Below are 23,660 nucleotides of genomic sequence, written 5' to 3'. Positions count from 1 at the left end.
GAAGCGTTCACTGTACACCATTATTCACAGTTCTAACATCTTAACGTGATTTGGCTGTCGACGGCTAAGATGTGTATATGAATATGATAACAATGCGTTATAATTAATCTTTTAAACATTACAGATTGTGATGTTAGCTCAACGAAGAAAAGGAAATTTCATGCGTAAATTACTCGTCGGTTTTGGCTTATTGTTAGTCAGTGCTTTTAGCCAAGCGGCAGACCTTAACTGGCAAACGGTTGAACAAAAAGCAAAAGGACAGACAGTCTATTTTTACGCATGGGGCGGCAGTCCAGAAATAAATAACTATTTACGTTGGGCTGATAAGCGCTTAAACAGTGAATACGGCGTACGGCTAAAACACGTAAAAGTTGGCGATATTGCAGAGGCTATAACCCGTTTAGCGGCAGAAAAAACAGCTAAAAAGAACAGTAATGGCAGTGTTGATATGGTTTGGGTTAACGGTGAAAACTTCAAATCAATGAAACGCTACGACCTCATTACCGATTCATTCGCAACGCAATTACCCAACTGGCACTATGTTGATAAAACCTTACCTGTTGATAGTGATTTTTCTGAACCAACGTTAGGCTTAGAAGCTCCTTGGGGCGTAGGTCAACTGGTGTTTATTTACGATACTGAAACCCTGAAGAGCCCACCGACAAGCTTTAACGAACTACTTGCTTACGCAATTAAACATCCAAATAAAGTGAGCTATCCCAAACCACCCTCTTTTCACGGCACCAGCTTCTTAAAAGCCGCATTATTAGAATTAGCGAGTGACAATACGCCCTTATACAAACAGGTAGATAGTAAGACGTTTACGGTAATATCAGCACCGTTATGGGATTATCTCGACAAACTTCATGCTGTAGCTTGGCATCAAGGTAAACAATTTCCAGCCAGTGCTGCCGAAACGATTCGACTGTTAGATGATGGTGAACTTGATATTGCCCTTTCATTTAACCCTAACGAAGCAACAACATCACAACAAAGCGGCAAGCTCAGTGAAACCACGGTTGCTTATGCGATGGAAGCAGGGGCATTATCTAACATTCACTTTTTATCTATCCCTTGGAATGCCAATGCAAAAGAAGGCGCATTAGTTGCGATTAACTTCTTGTTAAGCCCGGAAGCACAATCTCGTAAAGGTGATTTAGCCATTTGGGGCGATCCGACTGTATTATCATCACAATACATCACAGGATCAGCGCAAAAAACTAAATTGTTTAAATCAATTCCAGAACCACACCCAAGTTGGCAAGCTGCGCTTGAAGCTGAATGGCAAAAACGCTACGGACATTAATTGAACGCTTTATTAAGATCAATAAAAAAACAGTCGGCAACATCTATCACTTTTAAAATCATAGTGTTACTTACTGTCACCATCAGTTTTTTACCTTTATTACCCGGGCTTATTGGATTGATTTTCGCCGCATTTGGTTATATCCCCGCGATAGATAAATATACATTATCACTTGATGGTTTTAATGAGTTACTCGCTTGGCCGGGTTTGCATCAGTCTATAGTGCTAACTTTATTCGTGAGTATTTCGAGCACGTTATTAGCTGCTTTTTTTTGCTTTGCTATTTTACAATCCTGTTGGCATAGCCGATGGTGGAAACAAATAGAAACCCTACTAGCCCCTATCATGGCACTGCCACACGTCGCTTTTGCCGTTGGTTTTGCATTCCTATTTACACCGAGCGGGTTTATCGCGCGTCTTTTTGGCGAACAAATTAACTGGCAATTGATTCATGACCAATATGGTTTTGGCTTGATTGCCGCTCTGACGCTCAAAGAGATCCCATTTTTGCTGTTTATGAGTATTCCTTTACTCAAACAGTTGAACATTAGCACCACCCTTATCACGGCACAAAGTCTGGGCTATAACAATGCACAAGCATGGCAAAAGATTATCTTGCCACAATGGTTACCCAAGATCCGTTTCTCGCTATTTGCAGTGATGGCCTATAGTATTTCGGTCGTTGATGTGGCGCTAATTATCGGCCCGACTCAACCGCCCACACTATCCGTACTGGTGTGGCAATGGTTAAATGATGCCGATCTTGCGACACTACCAAAAGCCTCTGCTGGAGCCTTAGTATTACTGCTTATGTGTTTAGCCAGCCTGCTTAGTATCCGTAGTGCAGAATGGTTCATCACCCTAAAATGCAGAACTTGGCTGTCAAATGGTCGATTTTCTCTGCCAATTGGTGGTAAAAGTATTATCACTATCACGTATTTAATCCCCCTTGTAACCTTACCTATTTTACTGCTGTGGTCGTTTGCACAACGCTGGCGGTTCCCAGATATAACGCCATCGCGTTGGTCACTGCGATTTTGGCAACAAGAATGGGATTATTTGCTAGATGTCATCGCCAATAGCATCATGATCGCGTTAGTTAGTGCTACGATAGCCTTAGTTTTTGCGATTATCGTGCACGAACACAACATTAAAGCAGAGACGAGTAAGCCATTTTTAAAAGTACCACGATTACTCATCGCTATTCCGATGTTGGCACCACAGTTATCACTGCTGTTTGGCATCCAAGTAGTCACCTTATACATCACAAATCAGCATTATTATTTATGGGTCACTTGGGCACACATTTTCTTTGTTTTTCCTTATATTTTTCTTGCACTTGATGGCCCTTGGCGCAGTTATGATCAACGCTTAGATAAAGTAGCATTAAGTTTGGGCATGCCCCCTTTCCAAGTCTGGTGGAAGATTAAACGGCCATTATTATTACCTGCGATCTGGATAGCTTGGGCTGTAGGTATCAGCGTTAGCCTTACACAATATTTACCGACCTTGATGTTAGGTGCAGGGCGCATATCAACTTTAACCACAGAAGCGGTAGCATTATCTAGCGGACAAGATCGCCGCATCAGTGCCATTTATGCATTATTACAGTCCCTTGCCCCTTTTATATTTTATATCATCGCTATTATTGCTAGCCGTAAAACGGGTTCGCTAGAACAGCAAACATCAACATCAACATCAACATCAACATCAACATCAACCAGTAGGATATCGACATCGAATGTCTCTGTCAGTCAACAATCTAACCATCCTTGATAACCATAATCAGCCCTTATTCACACCGGTATCTTTTACTGTTGCGCAAGGAGAGGTTCTCACATTAATGGGTCCGAGTGGCTGTGGAAAGTCCAGCTTATTAAGTGTGATTGCAGGGCATACATCAGCTGACTTTAGCTATCAGGGTGAGTGCTATTACCAGCAACAATTATTAAATAACTTGCCCGCAGAAAAACGGAACATCGGTATGTTATTTCAAGATGACTTGTTATTTCCGCATCTGAACATTTGGGAAAATCTCGCTATCGCATTACCAAATAAAGTGAAAAAGGCACAGCGAAAACCAAAAGCCCTTGAAACGCTAACGCAGCTAAACTTATTAACGCTAGCCGACAAAACACCTATGCAAATATCAGGTGGTCAACGCGCACGTATTAGTATGATGCGCATGTTACTTGCCGAACCTGCCGTTGTATTACTCGACGAACCATTCAGTAAGTTAGATAAATCATTACGCAGTGAATTTAGAAACTGGGTATTTGCCCAAACCATCAACAGACAACTGCCCGTATTAATGGTGACGCACGACGCTGACGATGTCCCTAACGGAAGTAAATGCCTACACTGGCCATGGAACAAGGAAAACGAGAATGCTTGACCGTTACGCTATAAAAATTATCCGTTGGCCAATTAATACAACAGCTAAACTCGTACATAAGACAGGAATAAAGGCCGATCAGGTGACCCTATTTGGTTTTATGCTTGGGTTAATGAGTTTTCCAGCATTAGCGCTGCAAGAATACAATATTGCCTTGGTGTTCATACTTTTAAATCGAATATTGGATGCTGTAGATGGTGCTGTTGCTCGGATACAAGGTATCACTGATAGTGGTGGTTTCTTAGATATCACCTTGGACTTTTTGTTTTATTCACTCGTACCGTTTGGATTTGTTGTTGCCGATCCAAACGCCAACGCTGTCGCAGGTGCATTTTTAATCTTCGCTTTTATTGGCACAGGTTCAAGTTTTTTAGCCTTTGCGATCATGGCCAGCAAACAGAAAATTGAGAACCCGGTTTATAAACACAAATCGCTGTATTACATAGGTGGTTTAACGGAAGGAACAGAAACAATTCTTTGCTTCATATTATTGTGCCTGTTCCCATCTAGTTTTACCACCATTGCATATATTTTCGCGACACTATGTTGGATCACAACAGTTTCACGTATTTGGGCTGGTTATCAAACTCTAAAGTAGATTCATAATAAATATCATTAGAGCTGAACCCTAGTCCAATTAATTACGGATAGATCTCTTAAATATCAGCCACTATTTTTTGTAATAAACGTACGATCTCTTGCTGTTCTTCGCCTTCTAACGAACGGACTAAGTCAGCATTGATCGCAACTGGTATCGGCACTAAGTCCGTTTTTAAAGCCTTACCAGCCTCAGTCAAGTAAATACGGAAAGAGCGGCGACTATTTGGATCATCTCGACGCTCAACTAATCCTAACCCCACTAATTTATCTAATGTACGTGTTGTTGTTGAACTCTCAACTTTTGATTTTAAAGCTATGTCACGTTGTGTCACCCCTTCCTCTTCCCATAAGCACATTAAAGTCGGCCATAGCGCTAATGATAATCCTCGTTTCTTTAATTCTGTATCAAAGTCTTTTGATGCTTTATTAGCAACGACATTAAGCAACCAACCGAAGCTTTTTTGACGATCAAATTTGTTTTCCATTCTATACCTATGATAATTAAGAAAGCGCAACTATTGCTATAGTAACTAATACCGCAACAATAAGCACCAACAAGGCTTTTAAATTTGATTCAAAGCGTACAGATAAAGCAACACATTTAGCTTGATATCCAGTAACCATCGCCAATACTAATGGCTTATTACATAATTTATAACCAATAATAGCACCGACATGAATAAATATTAATAGCGGCAAAATATAGAACAATAAGTTATGAATAAACGAAAAAACATCAAATAACCAATCCGTTAGCCACAATTCTGCCAATGGTAAGTTATCAGCAAAGCCAGCGAGTACTAGGCCAGAAATACATTGTAGTAATAAGCAAAGTAACAGACTTATCACCATCCAACCACCAGCAGGATTATGACCAATACTCTCGACTTTCAGGCCATGTAAATATTGCCATATTACTTTTGGCGATCGAACAAACTGTTTAAAACGGCTCGTCTCACTACCAATAATGCCCCATGTCATTCGCCATATAATTAATGTGAGCAGACCTAACCCTAACTGTATATGCGGCCCTTCGCCATTATAGCCAGTAATAATAAGCGCCATAAATAATACAGATTGTAACCAATGATATAAACGTGTTGGTAAATCCCAAATCTTCATTTTTAAACCTCTCAATTAAATGCAACAACAACACTTTACACCAAAACAGTTGCACACGCAATAATTGCAGTGTAAGGTATATGGCAAGTCCACAGAGACAAACTTAAATATTTAATCAGGAGTAAGACATGCAGGTATCCCAACAAATAAACAAATTCATCGCAGCACTATCTATTACATTAGGTTTTGCAAGTATGTCTGTGCAAGCATCTGAAAAGATGTCAGTAGAACAAGGTATACAAGACGTAGAGCAACGCCAAAATGCTTTCTCAGAAATTGATGAACAACAAGAACAAATAGAAGACCTGCTTGATGATAATAACAACAACTGGCAACAGCTCATCACACTAAGTACAGCGCTAAACGCCAATTCATCCTCACTACAACATCTGTTTGTTGCAGGCAGTCAACCTGGCAGTAAAGCTAAGGACAAAGTTTGGAATGATAATGATAAATTTAAAGCCGCATTAACAAAAATGGATAATAGCTTTATAAAAATGGATAGAGCAATCAAACAGCAAGATAAGTACGCAGCTAAAGATGCACTAAAAGAAGCAAACAAGACTTGCCGTAACTGTCACCGCCAATACCGTTCACGCTGGTAAATACAGGTACAGCAATAGTCATGTAATCACTTTTATCACTCATTTAGGATGTAACCATGAATACTAAAACACTAAAAAATATACATAAAACAGCGGCGATACTTGCACTTGTACTCATCACATCATTTCTTACAAGTACCATCATTGCCGATCTATTAGCAACACCACAGCAGATTGCACTCGTTAAAAGTACCATATTCATGTTTATTCCTGGACTCATTTTAGCCATGATGGTCACCGGAATATCAGCAAAAAAACTATACCCAGGCGCGATAAAAGGCGTATTTAAGATCAAACAGACTAGGATGAAGGTTGCGGGCATCAATGGGGTGATCATTTTATTACCCGCGGCAATAATATTAGCAAGGTGGTCTGCATTAGGGCAATTCGATGGGTTATATTGGACAGTTCAAATTTTAGAAATCATCGCTGGGATGACGAACTTGACCATGATCGGCTTAAATATTAGAGATGGCATTCGTTTAGGACATAAGGAAAAAAAACGTACTACTCGCTAATATTACAATAACGGATTCAATGCGTCTAAAAGTGCTCATCGATGATGCGCAAGCAGCCAACCCGAGTGTAAATGTTAATGCAGTTAATGAGAATAACGTAAACTTACTACTTCAATAAATAAGGCGTGATAAACTCGCTCACTTCACGCTGGCAGACACCTACTTCAACCTCGGTTCCGGCATCAGTTAACACTGTAATGCCCTTACCACTGTTACGCGGGTCAGGATCAACAACTGCCACAACCACACGTTTTATATTACGACCAACAAGCGAATGAGCACAGGATGGTGTACGACCTACAAACGAACAAGGCTCTAAAGTAACATAAGCTGTTACCTCTTCCAGCGAATTGTCATATTGGGCGATAGCTTGTGCTTCGGCATGATGTTGACCAAGCGCTTGAGTAAAACCCTCGCTAACAATTCGATTATTTTTAACTAGCACACAACCAACAGGTGGATTAGGTCGACAATGTGGTAACGCTAATTTAGAAAGTTCTAATGCACGAAGCATAAACTTTTCATCATTCAATAAATCCAAAACTTATCCTTACAACGTGACTTTCGGTCAGACAATTCTGCTTCACGTTATATCATTACAATGCAATATTATACAGCGGCAGTGCGTAAACACTGATTAATCTTTGATGGTAACCGTTTTACCAGCAAAGATCGAATCGTGTACGAAATTACCGCCGTTTTTACTCACTTAATAATATTGCCCTATTCACTTTTAAAACGTAATAGAGACTTACCTCATTGTCTATTTTTCCGTTTGAAGTAAATAATCAAGACCACTGGTAATAGCAATAACCTGTGCTTGAATACAGTTCTCATCATCGACTAATGGGCTATCTGGGTATACTTCCGTTGTTGTTCCATAAATACAATCACTGAACCCAGAACATAAACCTAACGCCTTAGTGGCATAATTAATGACACCAAACTGAGCCAGTTTTTCACCAATAATACGACCGCTATCATCGGCTGGTGCAACATGGGTAACCTTACTAACGGCATTAATAATATGCGTTTGAAATTCAGTATTCGGGTTAAGCGTATCACCCACTAAATAAAATCCGTCGGGAATACTCCAATTATCATGAACAACAGCATCACGCGCAGCCAATGCAGGTCTAAACTCGCTGTTATCTGTATCCGTCGTTTCATGCAAATCGATATGTGCAGTGATCTGAACATCAAGTTTAGCAATACATTGCATTAATGCGGCAGACTCTTCGGCTGGACTATTTTCAACAAAAGAACGGTTTGGATCAATGGCATTTGGATTCCAGCGATTAATGGTTTCATAACCCCAAGGACTAACACAAGGTGCAACCACAATATTAAACTGTGCGCTATAATTTAGCGCTTGTGTTTCAATGAAACGAATAGCACCTTGCACACCACTAGTTTCGTAACCATGGACACCACCCGTAACAAGAATGGTTGGTTTAGCATTATCCCAATGACGTGTTTTAACCACAAATAACGGAAAACGAGCCGGGTCATAAGACAGAGCACCATACTGTTCAACATCAAAATCTTGCTGTAGCGGTTCTAATTTAGCAAGAACCTCTTGCTGGTAAGTCCGTACTACGGTTTGTTTCGCCAACCATGCAGCTTTATCTTCAGCGGTCCACTTTTGACCAGGCGTACCGATTTTATATGCTTGTTCATGATCCATTTAATAACCTTCCTTAGGATAATAATGTTTATATTTATATTATTATAATGCGCTATTAAGGTGTGGATTAACAAGAGAAAGTTTTATATTGAACAAATTGAGTAGAACGATCACCTTTACCAACAACCTAAAGTGATCACTTATTTATAAATAGAATAAAAGGCTTAGGCCATTATTGAGCCTGAATATTAAGGGTCACATCCGACGTTGAACCATAACTGCGAATATCAATCTTCCAAATACCAGCTTTTGGATTATCAATTACGCAGGTTTCAATATTACCAGGTGTTTTGGAAATGCAATCCGATTTAGAAAACAATGACTTGTCTCCATGTTTTACATAAAGATCGGCATCACCCGTTCCACCAGCCAATGTCACGGTAAGACGCGTATAGCCTTCACCTAATCCTTGTTTAAAATGAGCGGGCCTAAAAAAGCTCGTCGATATATTTGATTCTGTTCTATCAATTTCAATAGCAGGTGGTGGCGTAACACTACATTCGCTGTCATCTTTGACATCGGCAACGATACCTACGGCCGTTAACGAGACCAGAACATCATCAACACTATAGCCTAAGTCACAGGCTGCATCCATAACCCCGTTACCAGCATCATCCCAATTACTGTTTGGCGTCCAGTAAAGTTGATTAGCCGTTGCGTATAAGACAAATGCTTTCTCAGTATCCCAGCCAGGCGTTGTCGCTAAGTTATAAAACGCTTTGTTATACACACCCGAGCTATGATGAACATTCATAAGATAACGATAATCCGCTTGGTTATCGATCGATTTACCATCCATCGTCGGATCACTCATAGACCGTAACGCACCACTACCTTTCAGTATTTGAGCACCGACCAACCAATCATTACTGCCATGCATATAAAATTCAGCCGCTTCACCAGCCATATCTGAGAATGATTCATTTAAACCACCAGACTTACCTGAGTATACTAGCCCAGAGTTTTGCTCTGTAAAACCATGGCTCACCTCATGCGCTGATACATCTAAACTAACCAAAGGATAAAAGGTATCTGCACCATCACCAAAGGTCATCGATTCACCATTCCAAAACGCATTCTCATAATTGTTATCATAATGAACGCGCATCACTAACTGTGATGTTAACGGAGAAACATTTAGCCAATCGTTATACATATCAAAAATGACACCACCAAAAAAGTGTGCATCGTTAAGTGGTGAATAAGCGCCATTAATCTGCTTAACGGTATTCTCTGGGCAGGTAAAACTGAATGCAGTGGCCCCTTCCTTTTCATGATTTAAATTCACCGTTTTCAACTGTTCATTGCTCATCGTACAGGTGTCACCAGACTGACTCACATTTAGCGCTTTAAAATCACTACCGTAACGATACTTCGCTGTTTTATAATTACCGCCAGGGCCTGTTGCATCTGCTGTTTGTAAGTTATCTAAATATCTAAGTACTTCACCCGACTGAGCATCCATAATATAATAAGGACGTGAGGGCTCATCTGCAATTTGGAAGAAACTCACTTCATATACTAACCTAGCAACGCCTTCATCATCCTGCCAAACTGCAAGTCGCGACGTTTCATTTTCCGTTACAATCGATTGACTCATGACTAATGGACTTGCAGGTATACTTAAGCGTTTCGCTCTTAATAATGCATCTACTTTTGTCATCAATGGTGTGATATCAAAAATATCATCAGCAATATTATTTAATACTGCACCGTGGGCACGCTTAAAAAGGCCACTCTTATTATGAGATATAACAGCCTGTTCACCAATAACAGGTAAGCCAAAGTAGGTTTGCTGATAACGGGTGATCGTATCTCCATTATTATTTCGATACGTTTTAATCACACTTAAACCGTCGTTCCGTGACAGCCCCAAGAGTTGTGCAGGTGCACTCGCTAATATGCCAGGGTCAGTTAATGTAGCCGTTGCTAGCTTCTGCATACTATCACGTAAATTAACTCTTTCTGCCGCAATTGTATTTACAGAACTAAGGAGACTAAACGCAACTGCAGAAAGTATAAACTTTTTATTCGTCATCATATTGAATACCTCAAATTAAGTATGTGAAGTATTAGTAAAGCATGATTAACGGCTCGCAAAGTACCAAAGTGAGCCACACTAAAGTACCAAAATCTTAATTTCAGGATCTGAAAAATGGTTGTGGCCTATTTCCCTCCAATGAAAAGACCATAATCTAACCTTATGCTCAATAGGTAATTAACTATCAATTAGGCTAATCGAGTTCAATCAAAAATGCCCACCAGCTAGGCTGACGGGCATTTCATGGAAAATAGCGATACTCAAATTTGAATACGTTAGTTATTCAACATCAGGGACTTTCAATACACGACTCCCTAACTCACCGAGATCGGTATCATCAATACCTTGTAACGCAGTGCCTCGACTAAAGACTTTAACACTAAAATCAATGCCGTTAGTTTCAACTATTGCAAGGTAATCATGGGCAGTTTGAGCGACATCATTCCCATCTGTATACTCCATAACAACCTTAACGATGCCCTCTTCGTAAATCATCCAAGTCATTGGAATACTGACATCACCAGCGCCGTTGTTATGAGTAAACACACCACTACCATCTTGGTTAAACTGATATGTATCAATGTCATCCGCTTGGTTAAATGCATCACCAGTCGTGAGCGTAATCCCTCGGTCAATCAAACTATCACTGAATGCCGCGAGTAATTTTCCATCCTGACAAGATGTAACAACTTGTTTAAACTCATCGAGACTACGATACGTGAGAGGCACATCATTCACTTCGTCCCATCCTGAATCAAGGTCTTCACAAGCGAGTATATCAACAGAGAGATCGACACTTTTATAAGTCGTACTCCATATCGATTGACGACCGTTATCATAAACTGCAAACGTTAGGTTGCCGTTTGAGTCATCTACAAGTCGCATGACGTAATTAAGAGGTTGCTCTTCACCGTTATAAAGTTCTAAATTATCATCATCATTGATTACCCATATACGATTGTACTTAACACCGTTACGATAATAAAATGCGGTATTATCAACATTAAATACATAAGAACGAGTTTGAAGAGAACCTGTGATCCGTAAAATAGAGTTACCTGCTAAATCCATATCAGGAATCCGTTCACACGCCTCTAATTGGGCATTAAAACTCTCAATTGAAGCATCCCCGGACGTATAACGCACTTCACAGTCAGCATATTCTCCGACTTCCGGATCAAGTGGGTCTTTATCGTCAATATCAGCAACATTATCATTATCATCATCAGGATCGGCATTATTACCGATATTATCACCATCACTGTCTAACCACTCATCCGCATTGTCTGGTAATGCATCTAACGCATTAGGTACACCATCGGCATCATTATCGCTGTCTAAATCAGCTGCGCGATCAAATACAGCAATTTCAATATCGAAAGTGTCTTCAGCCATTCTACTTTTAATCATTCCACTAACAGCCGTCGTCAGTTTATTAAACAGGGCATCATCAGTGTCATCGGTAATCACAGCAATGAATTCATTTTCATCATCAGGCAGTATCTTAGAACTAACTATATTCTCGGCTACGTAAGCAATATTAGGGCGACTATCCGCGATAAAATCACTTAATACATAATCTTCAGGTATACCAAAATCATTAGCAACCTTAACAACTGCCTCTTGTTTTACCACAGCTAATTGTTCTTCACTTTCACTGCCATCTGTATTGTGCGCGATCTCAATATCGACTAGGGTTGATAGTGGGGTTATTTCCATTTCACCAGGTGGTGCTGACATGACATAATTATTGGCGGCTGAACCAGTGTCTTCATCAACGGTTTGATCAAAAATTATTTTTGCAAAAGCGGAGTATTTCTCTGGGTTAACGGTATTAGTAACATCTAATTGAGCTACGCCCCCATCACCCGATAATATTGAAGGTTCATCATCACCACGTTGTTTATCACCGTCAATATCGAGCCAAACTTGCGCATTTTTTAAATACCCATCGATTACTTTTACGTTATAAAAAACGGATGTAGGAACTGTGACCACCGGAGGTATAACTACGGGTACAGGAACTGTGACCACCGGAGGTATAACTACGGGTGCAGGAACTGTGACCACCGGAGGTATAACTACGGGTGCAGGAACTGTGACAACTGGAACTGGAACTGGAACTGTGGGTGTAGTTACCTTCCCCGTGTTTTTATCATCATCATCACCACCGCCACCACAGCCAACCAGCGTGATTGAACTGGATAAGGCTAACGCTACAAATAATAGTTTTTTCTTCATGTTTTTATCCTTAACACTTCAATAACAAGAGTCAAATGCAAACAAGAAGATGGTAAATACGTACAACATTAAAGGAACATACCATCAACACATAATTACTATACTAGACACGGATATAGCTCACCGCACAAGATATTAGCAATGAAAAAGCGTGAAACACGGGATTTAAAGTTAACAAGGAGTTAATCAGAAGGTTAATACAATGTTGCAGTCGTTGAATTTGTTATATTTAACAACATCAAACTTATTGGTGATTGTCTAAGATATTTAATGATAAATGAGCTAAAAAAAACATAAAAAAACCCACTAAAAAAGCGGGCTTAATAATTTAGATTAAAAATGATTTATGACAACAGTTCTACAGACTGCTGTGCGATAACGAATTCTTCATTCGTTGGGATTACCATTACAACTGCTGTATCCGTTTTAGTAATAATACCGCAATTACCAAATCGAGCATCTTCATTCGCTTGTTTATCTTCTTGATAACCAAATATTTTAAGGTAATTGAGTACTTCACGACGGATCGGTAATGAGTTTTCACCAATGCCACCAGTAAAGATTATACCGTCAAGTGATTCAAGCGATACCATGTATGAAGCAATATATTTCGCCACACGGTAAGTAAATACTTGGAATGCCAATGTCGCGCCTTTATGGCCTTGCTCCATTGCTTCAACGATACCACGACAGTCACTTGTTAAACCAGATACACCCATAAAGCCTGAGTTAGTATTCAGTTCTTTATAAACTTCGTCTTGTGACCAGCCTTTTTTAAGTAAGAACTCAATGATGCCTGGATCTAAGTCACCACAACGCGTCCCCATCATAAGGCCAGCTAGTGGTGTAAAGCCCATGCTTGTATCAACACTTTGACCATCACGAATGGCACATACAGACGCACCATTACCTAAGTGAACGGAAATAAAGCTGCTTTCTTCGACAGGCTTATTAATCATTTTAGCGGCTTCACGACTAACGAAATAATGACTTGTACCATGGAAACCATAACGACGAATACCGTAGTCTTTGTAAAGCTTGTTCGAGATAGCACCAGTAAATGCTTTTGCAGGCATAGTCTGGTGGAATGCAGTATCAAATACTGCAAACTGTGGCAATGATGGGAAAGCATGCATTGCAGCTTCAATGCCTTTTGCACCAGCAGGGTTATGCAATGGCGCAAGATCTGACAGGTTACGAATTTCGTTTAATACAGATTCATCAATTTGTACTGTGCTGGTAAACTTCTCTCCACCATGAACAATACGATGACCAACGGCAACAATTTGTGAAGTTAAACCTAAACTTTCGATTAAGACAACAATGCGGTTAATCGCAAGCTCATGGTGATCACCTTCAGCTGTAATTGCTTCTTCAAACTTCTGCCCTTCGTACTTCCAGCTAACAGCCGCTTCAGGAAGGCCAAAACACTCTCCTAATCCATTAAGAATAGCATCTCCAGTGTTTGAATCGATAAGAGCAAATTTTAACGATGAGCTACCAGAGTTGATCACGAGTACAAATGAGTTAGACATGTGAATATGATTCCTGTTTCAGACTATTGTTGTGACTTGAGTCACTTATATTGTCCCCCTATTATTCAACATTATTTGAATAATTCAACTTAATTTTACGTCAAGTTGATTAACAGCCAACATTTCGTTGATCTGAGACAGTTATGCAACGGCTAAAGTTTTCTCCCTATGAGGTAGTTATCCGCCAAAACTAATATTATAACCTCAGATTTATACTTCCACCTCCCCTCACGACTTTTTATATTACCAAATGCAATATCTAATGAATTTTAATTCTTTTAGGTTATAAGATCACTAGTGTAATCTGCTGATATAAATTTAACCAATTGTTATTAAATAGCTTAAAAAAACCGCACAAGGCAGTACTCTCTGGTTCCTTAAGCTAAAATCACCCACAGGAATTGCTCATGTCATTAGTTGTTATCGCTAACTTAGCGGTATTTGGTATCCTCATTTATTTATTAAATGGTCAACAACGAAAGGGCCACACTCTTTCACGTCTCGTTTTACTCGGCCTTGTTTCTGGTAGTGTATTCGGTTTACTGCTACAACTTGGTTATGGCGAAGGTAGTCATGTCATTCAAGAGACCCTAGCTTGGGTTGATATTGTCGGTAAAGGCTACGTTGGCTTGCTAAAAATGGTGATCATGCCATTAGTATTAATATCAATGATCTCAGCAGTAGTTAAATTAGACCGCTCAGGGTCACTCGGTAAAATCAGTGGTTTAACCATTTGTGTGTTACTGTTTACCACCATGATCTCCGCACTTATTGGTATTGGTATCGCGCAACTATTTGGCTTATCAGCTGAAGGTCTAACCGAAGGAGCTCGTGAAGTCGCGCGTGTAACCGTTATCGAATCACGTGCAGGACAAGTAAGCGATTTAAGCATTCCACAAATGTTAGTTAGCTTTATTCCAACGAACCCGTTTGCAGATTTAACAGGCGCACGTTCAACGTCAATTATTGCTGTCGTTATCTTTGGTATTCTAGTGGGTATTGCGGCTCTTAAAGTAAGTGCTGAAAATGCCGAATTAGCAAAACCAATCAATACCTTTGTTGATGTGTCACAAGCTATTGTCATGCGTTTAGTGAAAATGATCATGGCGATCACACCTTACGGTATCTTAGCGTTAATGATGAAAGTGGTGGCAACATCAAGTGCGGGTGATATTCTTAACTTGCTTGGTTTCATCATCGCATCTTACGTAGCGATCTTACTGATGTTTGTTGTACATGGTATCTTAGTTTCATTTGTTGGCGTTAAACCAACAGAATACTTCAAGAAAATCTGGCCAGTACTGACTTTTGCCTTTAGCTCACGCAGCAGTGCAGCAACAATACCATTAAACGTAGAAGCGCAAATCAACAAGCTAAACGTACCACCAGCAATTGCGAACCTGTCAGCATCATTTGGTGCAACGATTGGTCAAAATGGCTGTGCGGGTATCTACCCTGCGATGTTAGCTGTCATGGTAGCGCCAAGTGTCGGTATTGACCCAATGGACTTTGGCTTCATCTTATCGCTTGTCGCTATTATCATTGTGAGTTCATTTGGTATTGCCGGTGTGGGTGGTGGTGCTACGTTTGCCGCGCTTATCGTATTACCTGCAATGGGATTACCTGTGACTATCGCAGCATTACTTATTTCGATTGAACCATTAATAGATATGGCGCGTACCGCATTGAATGTAAGTGGCTCTATGGCAGCCGGCACAATCACCAGCCGACTGCTTAAATCAAAATCTGAAACAATAGACAGCCAAACAGAGCAAACAACGGCTTAATTTACAAGACTAAAAATACAAAATGCCTATTAGTTATCGCTAATAGGCATCTGCATCTACAAAACCAGTATTCATGATTGAATATATTGACGTGAAAACGCTGTAACACTCACAGGTCGACCAAAATGGTAGCCTTGATAAATATGCCCACCAGCATCCCGTACAAATTTCGCTTGTTCTTTATCTTCAATACCTTCTACGACAACTTTCAAACCAAAGGCCGTCGCCATTGAAATAATAGCCGTCACCAAATGCCGATTAACGGACGACGAGTTTAAGCTAGAGATAAAGCTACGATCAATCTTCACGGTACTAAACGGGAAACGATGAATATAACTTAACGATGAATATCCCGTTCCAAAATCATCCAATGCGATACGAATACCTAATGCATTAATACGCTTTAAGACTTTTAGTGTATCTTCTTGCTCACCTAAAAACACATTCTCAGTAATTTCTATTTCAAGCGATTTTGCACTAACCTTATATGTTTTTAGTAATTCTTCAATTTTGTCCACTAAGGTTAAATCTTCTAACTGTAAAGGCGATAGGTTTACGGCCACAAAAAAGTCATCATGATGACTTTTTTGCCAACAAGCCAACTGCTTAATGGCTGAACGTAAAACAAAATAGCCGACTTCGATCATCATTCCCAACTCTTCAGCAATAGGAATAAACTTATCAGGCCCAACAACACCCAATAATGGATTATGCCAACGTAATAATGCTTCAGCACCGATTAATTTTTCATTTTCGACGTCAAATAGCGGTTGATAATGCAAACTCAGTTCATCGTTAGCTAAAGCATGGGTTAATTGTGATTCCAATTGAAATCGGTCCATAAGTTCTGCTCTTAACGTATTATCAAAAAATTGATAATCTCGATGATGAGCCTGGCATTCTGATGCCGCAACACTCGCATTATGCATCAGGTCTAAGAAGTTCTTACCATGTTCGGGATAAATAGAGATGCCCATGCAACGCGTTAAACTAATGTGATTTCCTTGAAAAGGGATAGTATCGTTTAGCTCTATAAATAAGCTATCGATAATCGCCGTCAATGTGATGGCCAAATCGTCATCATCTTGCTGATAAACAAGCGCAAAATCATCATCTGACAAGAGTGCCAAATAAACCTCTGGCGGACATGACGTTTTTAGCCTATCAGCCACATAACAAGTGATATGCTGCGAGCATAATAAACCTACATTATCACGAATTTGCGTTAGGTTAGTAACACGTAAATGTATCAGTGCGGCTTTCTTTTCATACGGTAGAATCTTTTCATGAAAGTATTTTTCTAATTCATGAATGTTTGGCAGGCCTGTTAATCCATGACGGTATTTTTGATGATGAATAACTTGTGTTGCGGCAGCATGCTTATCCAATGCTTTGGCTAATCGCGTATTAACTTGCTCAAGCTCCGATGTTCGCAACGCCACTTTCTCTTCTAATACATATTGCTGATATAAGATAGTGAGACTATTCTCGACCATCGTTTTGAATAATGATAATAATCTAAGTTGTGAGTCGGTATAACTATGCTCTTTAATATCGAGCATACAGATCGTACCGAACGGTTTCCCTGTCGGCCAATTTACTGGTAAACCATAATAAGAAATTAAGCCGAGTTTAGCATCTCGATTATCACGCCAGATTCGAGACTTCAATGCATTTTCAACAATAAGTGGTCGTTGTGTATGAATAACTTCTTTACACAGTAAATTACCACTCAATGCCTCTTTATCACCAACACGGTAAGGGTTATCTTGATGTTTATTAGCAGCACAAACTTCTATATTATCTGACTGTAGTCGCATTATAAGCGATGCAGGAATCGATGATATTTCGGAGATATGCTCAATCAAACCCTGCCAATTATTCCGGATCTCAGTTGGTATTTCGAGCTTACTGTAACTTTCATTTTCCATGACTAAATGACTCTTCCAATGTCAACTAAACTATATACCTTTCTACTGTTAGGCTATCGTTATAATCTAATCGATTAGAAAAAAACAGTATTTAAAACAATATTTATCAAATAAGTCATCTGGATATACTGCAACGCTCATTAAGCGAACTAATCCATCATACCAATGGGCTCCATATTCTTGATATAATTAACGAACGAGAATAAATATACCATACTACAAATAACAAAGTATAAGATGGATGAATACAATGAAACGGATTTTAATTGCAGGTGTTTTAATTATAGCAGCCGCAGCTGGGGGTTATTTACTGACGCAAAACAACGTATCAAATAAAAAAACGATATTAGATAAACACGCAGTATTAAATTATATTCCAGAAAATACAGTCATCTTCTATGGTCAATTAGCGCCATTTCCCGTAAAACGCTATATCAATTCAATGGCTAATACTTACAGTGACTCACCGAACGATATTATTACCACCATATATGAAGATGACGATTATGATCCGACAAATACCAAACTAAATTTTTTTCTAAATTTGGCACAACGTTATCTGGAAAATATGCAAGATGCAGATACTTTTATGACTACGTTTGGTATTGCAGAAGAAATACAAGGTTACTTCTATACCCTCGGCATTATTCCAGTATTCAAAGTGGATGTAATCAATCCAGATGCAATATGGGCACTGTTAGATAAAGCAGAGGCTAAAAGTGGGTTTACCCATGCTCAACGGAAAATAAAACAACGCGAGTATCGTGCTTATACGCTCACTGACGAAACAGACCCTGAACAGCTAGAATTAATTATTAGCCAACATGACAATCTATTGACCATTACCTTTAATATAGGGTTAAACGAATCATTACTATTAGAAAATGCATTAGGTATAACACCTTTCGAACAATCGATGGCTAATTCAAACATACTCGACGAGATCATCGAAAAACACAATTTTAAGCCTCAATCAATTGGTTACATAAGCCACAAAGCAATTACCCAAGCAATTACCTCACCAAATGGAAGTTTACTTGGTCAACATATTGCGAAATTTATGCAGACAAAAGATCAAAGCCAACTACAAATATATCAACAACCCCAATGTAAAATAGAACTCAATAGCATTGCCAACAGTTGGCCACGCACGGTATTTGGCTTTCACCAATTTGACATTAATAACGATAAAACAACGTTCGATATGTCGATAGTCATCGAAAGCAATAATCAAACAATATTATCCGCTTTAACACAACTAACAGGGTTCATTCCTGAATACGTAAACGACCTCAATAATACTGTTTTATCATTTGGTATTGGGTTGGATGTCGGTAGTTTATCTCCCGCAATCAATAATATTTGGAGTGAACTACAGCAACCCGCTTATATCTGCCCACCTTTACGACAGATGCAATCCGCGATTCAACAAAACAACCCTGCGATGCTAGGTGTGATGACTGCAATGGCCAATAGTATTAAAGGAATTTCCGCGGCAATCATTGATTACAGCTTAGATGAAAATAAAAGTGAACTGACCATCAAAAGTTTAGACGCAATTATTAGCTTATCAGCCAACGATCCAAGAGCATTGTTTAATATTATTTCGACTTTCAGACCTGAATTAGCTGATGTAAAATTACCAGCCAACGGTAATATTGTTGAACTATCATCGCTGCTGCCATTTTCCCCCTTGCCTGGACTGAACCCTAAGTTAATCATACATAAAGAACATATAGTTATTTTCAACGGGGCTAAAACCGAAAAAATTGCTAATGCACTTGGCGATAAACTCATAAGTGCAACAGGGATATACAGTATCTCAATCGATTACAGTAAAGCATTTACACCCTTGGTTACCGCAGCAGAGCTCAGTGGCCAAGCCGTTCCGCCCGAATTGGAAGCGCTAAAAAATTACAATCTACGTATTAACACTGGATTACAAATAAATGAACAAGGTATTGAATTATCCTCGTATATGGATTTAAAAACAAAGACCATACCATGAACCAACAAATAAACTTATTTAATAACCACTTAAGGAAACAAGGTGACTTAACAGGTTTGTTTTTTTGTAAGGCTACGTAAAAAAATCCACCTTGATAATATAGGCCATGTTATTTTACGACATTGTATTGTTAATGTAGGTCAATCCTAAATAAGTAGACGAATATACATCGAAATTTCAGTAATAATAAAAACCTGAGATAGTCACAAAGAATGGAAATAAAATGATTGTGTTCACAATAGACTCTGTCAGTCCGATCTGTACGTTACTAAAGAATGACGCTGTAATTCACCCAACAGCGTTGTTTTTTGATGATGGGATTAAGCAGCACAAAGTAACGGCATTTAAACCTGTAGAGCAATGTTTTGATGTCAATGGTATGTATCAGACCCACACCGTTGGGTACACTATTAATTTAATAAACGGCACATTGTTAAGGCTCGATATTAATGGCGCGCTGTTAAATATCCTGCCTTTCAAAAAGACAGCTTAAACAGTTAATGTTGAGGTTCACTTCGTATTTTTACTGAACCTCAATATCCACTTTATCTAAATTAATCATGCTTGTTTTATTCGCTTCTTTACTATAAAAATGAATAAATGATTCGCCCTCAAAACCGTTAAAATCAACCACGCCTGTAATTGTGGTTAGGCTATCAGTGTAAGTTACACGTTCTTCTTTCAAGTTTTCACTCACGCAACGTTCTTCTATTCCATCACTTTTACATAACGTGATAGCACCAGATAAATTAACCGTTAACCGATAAGAAAGGTACAAGTCCGCTTGAGCATCCGTAGCAACCTGATAGGTAAAAGTATCATTCGTATACTCGTAAGATAAATCTTTCAACCATAACCCTGCAGCTTTAAAAACCGTATCATGCGTTGCATATAACGATTTACTGTTTTTAGTAGCTACTACAGCAAAGTGATACGGTTTCATATAACGTTGATGGTCACTTTCAACATATTCCATCAAATGATGAATTGCTTTTACTTGCTTTGGGTTTACTTTGTGTAACTCCACAAGTCCAGCGTCAATAACACGAATGATTTCTTTACCTAAAGCCATAATTTGCTCAGATTCAGGTCCCGTCGCCGTATAATTTACAAATTCTGCAATCGATGTTTCAATGGCTTTGAACTCAACCGTATTCAGCTCTATCGACTGTACCGTTAACGGCCTAGGCGTTTGAGACTGTTGCGCATTAACATTCACTGATAATAGTAACGTCAGTGTAATTAAAAATTGGTTCATAAAAATCTCGATAATAACAAATGATTTATATCAATAATATATACTAATGTTAGCGGTGTCATACAGTTCTAGAAATATAAACCATCATCAATAAAACCTCGTGATTTTCGCGCGCTACAGGCATAACATACATCAAATATCTACTCATTATATAGGTGTAACCAACAGTTAATTGTAAGTAAATGTCAGTAAACCCCATAAATGCTCAGTAATGTAACAAATTGTAACTTAGACAATCAGCAGTATAAGGTAAGTAACTTAACTCATACAAGCCACAATTGTTTGGCTTGATGAAAATACCGCATAACACTGACCGCCAACAGTAAGGTTAAGTTGATTCGCCAACTGTGTATCAATCGACGCATAAATCATTTGTGGCACAGTGCTTTTAGCCATGTCCTGCTCGTTAAGAATCACTAAGCTCACTTCAGTTGTCTGACTATTACTGTAGATCTCATGAACGATGCTTAAGACTTGATTACTGCGTTCACCCGCTGATGCTTCAAGCGAAATACTGACCGCAGGGGCTTTGAATAACAATAAAATGGGCTTACCAACGACTAATGACAAACGCGCGCAACTACTTTGGGTTACACAAGCATTGAGTAATAAGCCACTAGCGAGTTCGACTTGAAGGCCTACATTTAAATTATCTTGGTGGGAGTCTGTTTGATTATCTAATGATAAAATAGTGCCCGATAATTGATTACGAGCACTGGTTTTTAAGGAAAAATGCCCCATTACATCCAGTAAACTATTCATTGGGATAGCCTGGTCTTGTAAAGCTTCTAATACCATATCTTGCATTTGACCGGTCAGTGCATACATTTGCAGTAGGCGCTCACCAAAGAGCGTTAATTTAGCACCGCCCCCTCCTTTACCGCCCTTTTCGCTATTTACAACAGGTTCTGGTAAACGGGTATTCATATCTTTAACCGAATCCCACGCTGTTTTATAACTCATCCCTGCTAGTTTAGCCCCCTGACTAATCGAACCACAGGCTTGTATCTGCTGTAACAACGCGATCCGTTTAGGGTTAGCAAACACTTTATCTGCAACGGAGATCGTCAGTAATGCTTTTAAATCCACGATATATTATCACCTTGAAAATTAAGTACATATTGTGCATTATCAGTAAAACAATAACAACATGGCTGTAGCCTAGTTACAAACGAACAAGATATACAGCGTAAAAAACACGCCATGGTAAAGTAGTATTTAGTCATATCGACGCAACCATCATTAATATAATGTCAGCATAATCGAGAATAAGTAAATTAATTGCAAATGATAGCGCTAACTCTACCATTACCGTATATAATCACACGCTATGTCACATTCCGTATGTGCATAAATATTGCACGACCTCATTAATGGAATTGAACGTTATTAGGAGTAACAATGGACAACCTATCCTCAAAGTCGTATCGACTACCACTCCAAAATAAATTGGTTGGTCTGTCAATTATGATTATTATTGGGATTGTTGCTTTTGTATTATTCTTCTATCATTCTTTTTCAACTAGTTTAGAAGAAGAAAAAAAAGCCCAATCCAAAAACTTTATTGAATCAGCCCTCGGTATTATTCAACACTTTCATCAGCTCGAATTATCTGAAAAGCTAACCACTGTCGCAGCTCAACAAATGGCGATGCGGACACTAGAGTCGGCAACATATGGTGATGATGGCTATTTTTGGATCAACGACAGTAAAGGCAAGATCCTCATACAACCTTACATGCCTAATTTAGTCGGCTTAAATATGACGAATTGGGCAGACAGTACTGGTAAATATATTTTCCAAGAATTTGATCGAGAAGCCAGAAAAGGCGGTGGTTGGGTTTCTTATACTTGGCCTAAATTAAACACATCTGAAGAATTCCCTAAAATATCTTATGTTGCGCACTACCCAGCTTGGGATTGGCTTATTGGTACAGGGCTTTATCTTGACGATATGAAATCCAATATTTTCTGGGCGGTATTTCGAACATCCGGTGTCTTGCTACTTGGCTTTCTCATTTTCATTATCACTATCGTTGTCATTATTAACTATTTTGTACATCAATTAAGTGAGCTATCGGTACGTGATTCCCTGACTAATTTGTATACGAAACGTTTTTTAAAAGAGATCATACCTACATTACTGAATCATAATAAAATGACGAATCATCATCTTGCAGCCATATTTATTGACTTGGATCACTTCAAATCCGTCAACGACAAACATGGCCATGACAACGGTGATAAAGTACTGAAACACGTAGCTAGAATAATGAATGACAACGCTAAACAGAATGATTACTGCATGCGTTACGGTGGTGAAGAATTCGTCCTTATCGGCTTCTTCGATTGTGAAATGTCTGCTGTTGATATGGCAGAAATGATCCGTCATCAAGTATCTGAATTACGCTTCACCAGTGACGAATCCACTTTTAGTGTCACGTTAAGTGCAGGTATTGCACTACACCATTGTCATAGCAACCACAGTTTTGAGCACACGTTAAAACGCGCGGATATGAAATTGTATGAAGCAAAAACCGCAGGGCGTAATCGCGTATCAATTTAATTTCATTACATTAATAGTTTTATGTTCTCAAAAAAATTAAAAAATTATTAATTCTCTGATT

20 protein-coding genes are annotated in these 23,660 nt (G+C 39.0%); 10 read left to right on the top strand and 10 right to left on the bottom strand.

What is annotated here, in order from left to right:
* Positions 1-160: 160 nt before the first annotated feature.
* Genes HWV03_RS07290 through HWV03_RS07275 form a run of 4 tightly spaced genes read left to right on the top strand, consistent with a single transcriptional unit; the run spans position 161 to position 4,299 of the window.
* The gene (locus HWV03_RS07290) at positions 161-1,306 is read left to right on the top strand and encodes an ABC transporter substrate-binding protein (protein ID WP_211679116.1); all 1,146 of its coding nucleotides are present in this window, start codon (positions 161-163) and stop codon (positions 1,304-1,306) included.
* On the top strand, positions 1,307-3,082 hold the full coding sequence (locus HWV03_RS07285; RefSeq protein WP_211679115.1) for an ABC transporter permease: 1,776 nt from the start codon (positions 1,307-1,309) through the stop codon (positions 3,080-3,082).
* Positions 3,048-3,701: an ATP-binding cassette domain-containing protein gene (locus tag HWV03_RS07280; protein ID WP_211679114.1), complete on the top strand. Its 654-nt coding sequence runs from the start codon at positions 3,048-3,050 to the stop codon at positions 3,699-3,701. The genes HWV03_RS07285 and HWV03_RS07280 overlap by 35 nt, the downstream gene beginning before the upstream one ends.
* Complete coding sequence (locus tag HWV03_RS07275) at positions 3,694-4,299, top strand: CDP-alcohol phosphatidyltransferase family protein (RefSeq protein ID WP_211679113.1); 606 nt, start codon at positions 3,694-3,696, stop codon at positions 4,297-4,299. Before HWV03_RS07280 ends, HWV03_RS07275 begins: the two co-directional genes overlap by 8 nt.
* A 58-nt stretch (positions 4,300-4,357) precedes the next feature.
* Here the strand turns inward: HWV03_RS07275 and HWV03_RS07270 are convergent, their stop codons facing one another.
* Together HWV03_RS07270 and HWV03_RS07265 are read right to left on the bottom strand one after the other, a co-directional pair.
* Positions 4,358-4,786 (bottom strand): MarR family winged helix-turn-helix transcriptional regulator, encoded by a 429-nt coding sequence (locus HWV03_RS07270; protein ID WP_211679112.1) that lies wholly within the window; start codon positions 4,784-4,786, stop codon positions 4,358-4,360.
* Between the two features lie 16 nt (positions 4,787-4,802).
* On the bottom strand, positions 4,803-5,423 hold the full coding sequence (locus HWV03_RS07265) for a cytochrome b/b6 domain-containing protein (RefSeq protein WP_211679111.1): 621 nt from the start codon (positions 5,421-5,423) through the stop codon (positions 4,803-4,805).
* 128 nt (positions 5,424-5,551) lie between these two features.
* On the opposite strand from HWV03_RS07265, the gene HWV03_RS07260 reads away from it, so the two are divergent.
* On the top strand, positions 5,552-6,028 hold the full coding sequence (locus HWV03_RS07260) for a c-type cytochrome (protein WP_211679110.1): 477 nt from the start codon (positions 5,552-5,554) through the stop codon (positions 6,026-6,028).
* 56 nt (positions 6,029-6,084) lie between these two features.
* Positions 6,085-6,546, top strand: coding sequence for a hypothetical protein (locus HWV03_RS07255; protein WP_211679109.1), 462 nt, complete (start codon positions 6,085-6,087; stop codon positions 6,544-6,546).
* A 106-nt stretch (positions 6,547-6,652) separates the two neighbouring features.
* Here the strand turns inward: HWV03_RS07255 and HWV03_RS07250 are convergent, their stop codons facing one another.
* From HWV03_RS07250 to HWV03_RS07230, 5 genes are all read right to left on the bottom strand, one after another.
* Positions 6,653-7,087, bottom strand: coding sequence for a bifunctional diaminohydroxyphosphoribosylaminopyrimidine deaminase/5-amino-6-(5-phosphoribosylamino)uracil reductase RibD (locus HWV03_RS07250; RefSeq protein WP_211679108.1), 435 nt, complete (start codon positions 7,085-7,087; stop codon positions 6,653-6,655).
* A gap of 222 nt (positions 7,088-7,309) precedes the next feature.
* Positions 7,310-8,233 carry a M14 family metallopeptidase gene (locus HWV03_RS07245; RefSeq protein WP_211679107.1) on the bottom strand — a complete coding sequence of 308 codons (924 nt, stop codon included), beginning with the start codon at positions 8,231-8,233 and terminating at the stop codon, positions 7,310-7,312.
* Positions 8,234-8,405: 172 nt separating this feature from the next.
* Complete coding sequence (locus tag HWV03_RS07240) at positions 8,406-10,274, bottom strand: M4 family metallopeptidase (protein ID WP_211679106.1); 1,869 nt, start codon at positions 10,272-10,274, stop codon at positions 8,406-8,408.
* A 279-nt stretch (positions 10,275-10,553) separates the two neighbouring features.
* Entirely contained in the window at positions 10,554-12,515 is a 1,962-nt protein-coding gene (locus tag HWV03_RS07235) for a hypothetical protein (protein WP_211679105.1), read from the bottom strand.
* Between the two features lie 344 nt (positions 12,516-12,859).
* Entirely contained in the window at positions 12,860-14,050 is a 1,191-nt protein-coding gene (locus HWV03_RS07230; RefSeq protein WP_211679104.1) for an acetate/propionate family kinase, read from the bottom strand.
* Positions 14,051-14,457: 407 nt separating this feature from the next.
* Between HWV03_RS07230 and HWV03_RS07225 the strand changes: the two genes are divergently transcribed.
* The gene (locus tag HWV03_RS07225; protein ID WP_211679103.1) at positions 14,458-15,837 is read left to right on the top strand and encodes an L-cystine transporter; all 1,380 of its coding nucleotides are present in this window, start codon (positions 14,458-14,460) and stop codon (positions 15,835-15,837) included.
* A gap of 71 nt (positions 15,838-15,908) precedes the next feature.
* Here the strand turns inward: HWV03_RS07225 and HWV03_RS07220 are convergent, their stop codons facing one another.
* On the bottom strand, positions 15,909-17,768 hold the full coding sequence (locus HWV03_RS07220) for a bifunctional diguanylate cyclase/phosphodiesterase (RefSeq protein ID WP_211679102.1): 1,860 nt from the start codon (positions 17,766-17,768) through the stop codon (positions 15,909-15,911).
* A 250-nt stretch (positions 17,769-18,018) separates the two neighbouring features.
* On the opposite strand from HWV03_RS07220, the gene HWV03_RS07215 reads away from it, so the two are divergent.
* On the top strand, positions 18,019-19,776 hold the full coding sequence (locus HWV03_RS07215) for a hypothetical protein (RefSeq protein ID WP_211679101.1): 1,758 nt from the start codon (positions 18,019-18,021) through the stop codon (positions 19,774-19,776).
* 223 nt (positions 19,777-19,999) lie between these two features.
* A complete protein-coding gene (locus HWV03_RS07210; RefSeq protein ID WP_211679100.1) occupies positions 20,000-20,269 on the top strand; it encodes a hypothetical protein in 270 nt (89 codons plus the stop codon).
* Between the two features lie 30 nt (positions 20,270-20,299).
* Here HWV03_RS07210 and HWV03_RS07205 read toward each other — a convergent pair whose 3' ends face one another.
* Together HWV03_RS07205 and HWV03_RS07200 are read right to left on the bottom strand one after the other, a co-directional pair.
* Positions 20,300-21,034: a hypothetical protein gene (locus HWV03_RS07205; RefSeq protein ID WP_211679099.1), complete on the bottom strand. Its 735-nt coding sequence runs from the start codon at positions 21,032-21,034 to the stop codon at positions 20,300-20,302.
* A 258-nt stretch (positions 21,035-21,292) separates the two neighbouring features.
* Complete coding sequence (locus tag HWV03_RS07200; RefSeq protein ID WP_211679098.1) at positions 21,293-22,123, bottom strand: TOBE domain-containing protein; 831 nt, start codon at positions 22,121-22,123, stop codon at positions 21,293-21,295.
* 378 nt (positions 22,124-22,501) lie between these two features.
* On the opposite strand from HWV03_RS07200, the gene HWV03_RS07195 reads away from it, so the two are divergent.
* Positions 22,502-23,599, top strand: coding sequence for a cache domain-containing protein (locus HWV03_RS07195; RefSeq protein ID WP_211680076.1), 1,098 nt, complete (start codon positions 22,502-22,504; stop codon positions 23,597-23,599).
* Positions 23,600-23,660: the final 61 nt, after the last annotated feature.

This window comes from Moritella sp. 36, from assembly GCF_018219415.1.
GTDB lineage: Bacteria > Pseudomonadota > Gammaproteobacteria > Enterobacterales > Moritellaceae > Moritella.
The sequence above is the reverse complement of the archived record's forward strand: the minus strand, read 5'-3'. Positions and strand labels throughout refer to the sequence as shown.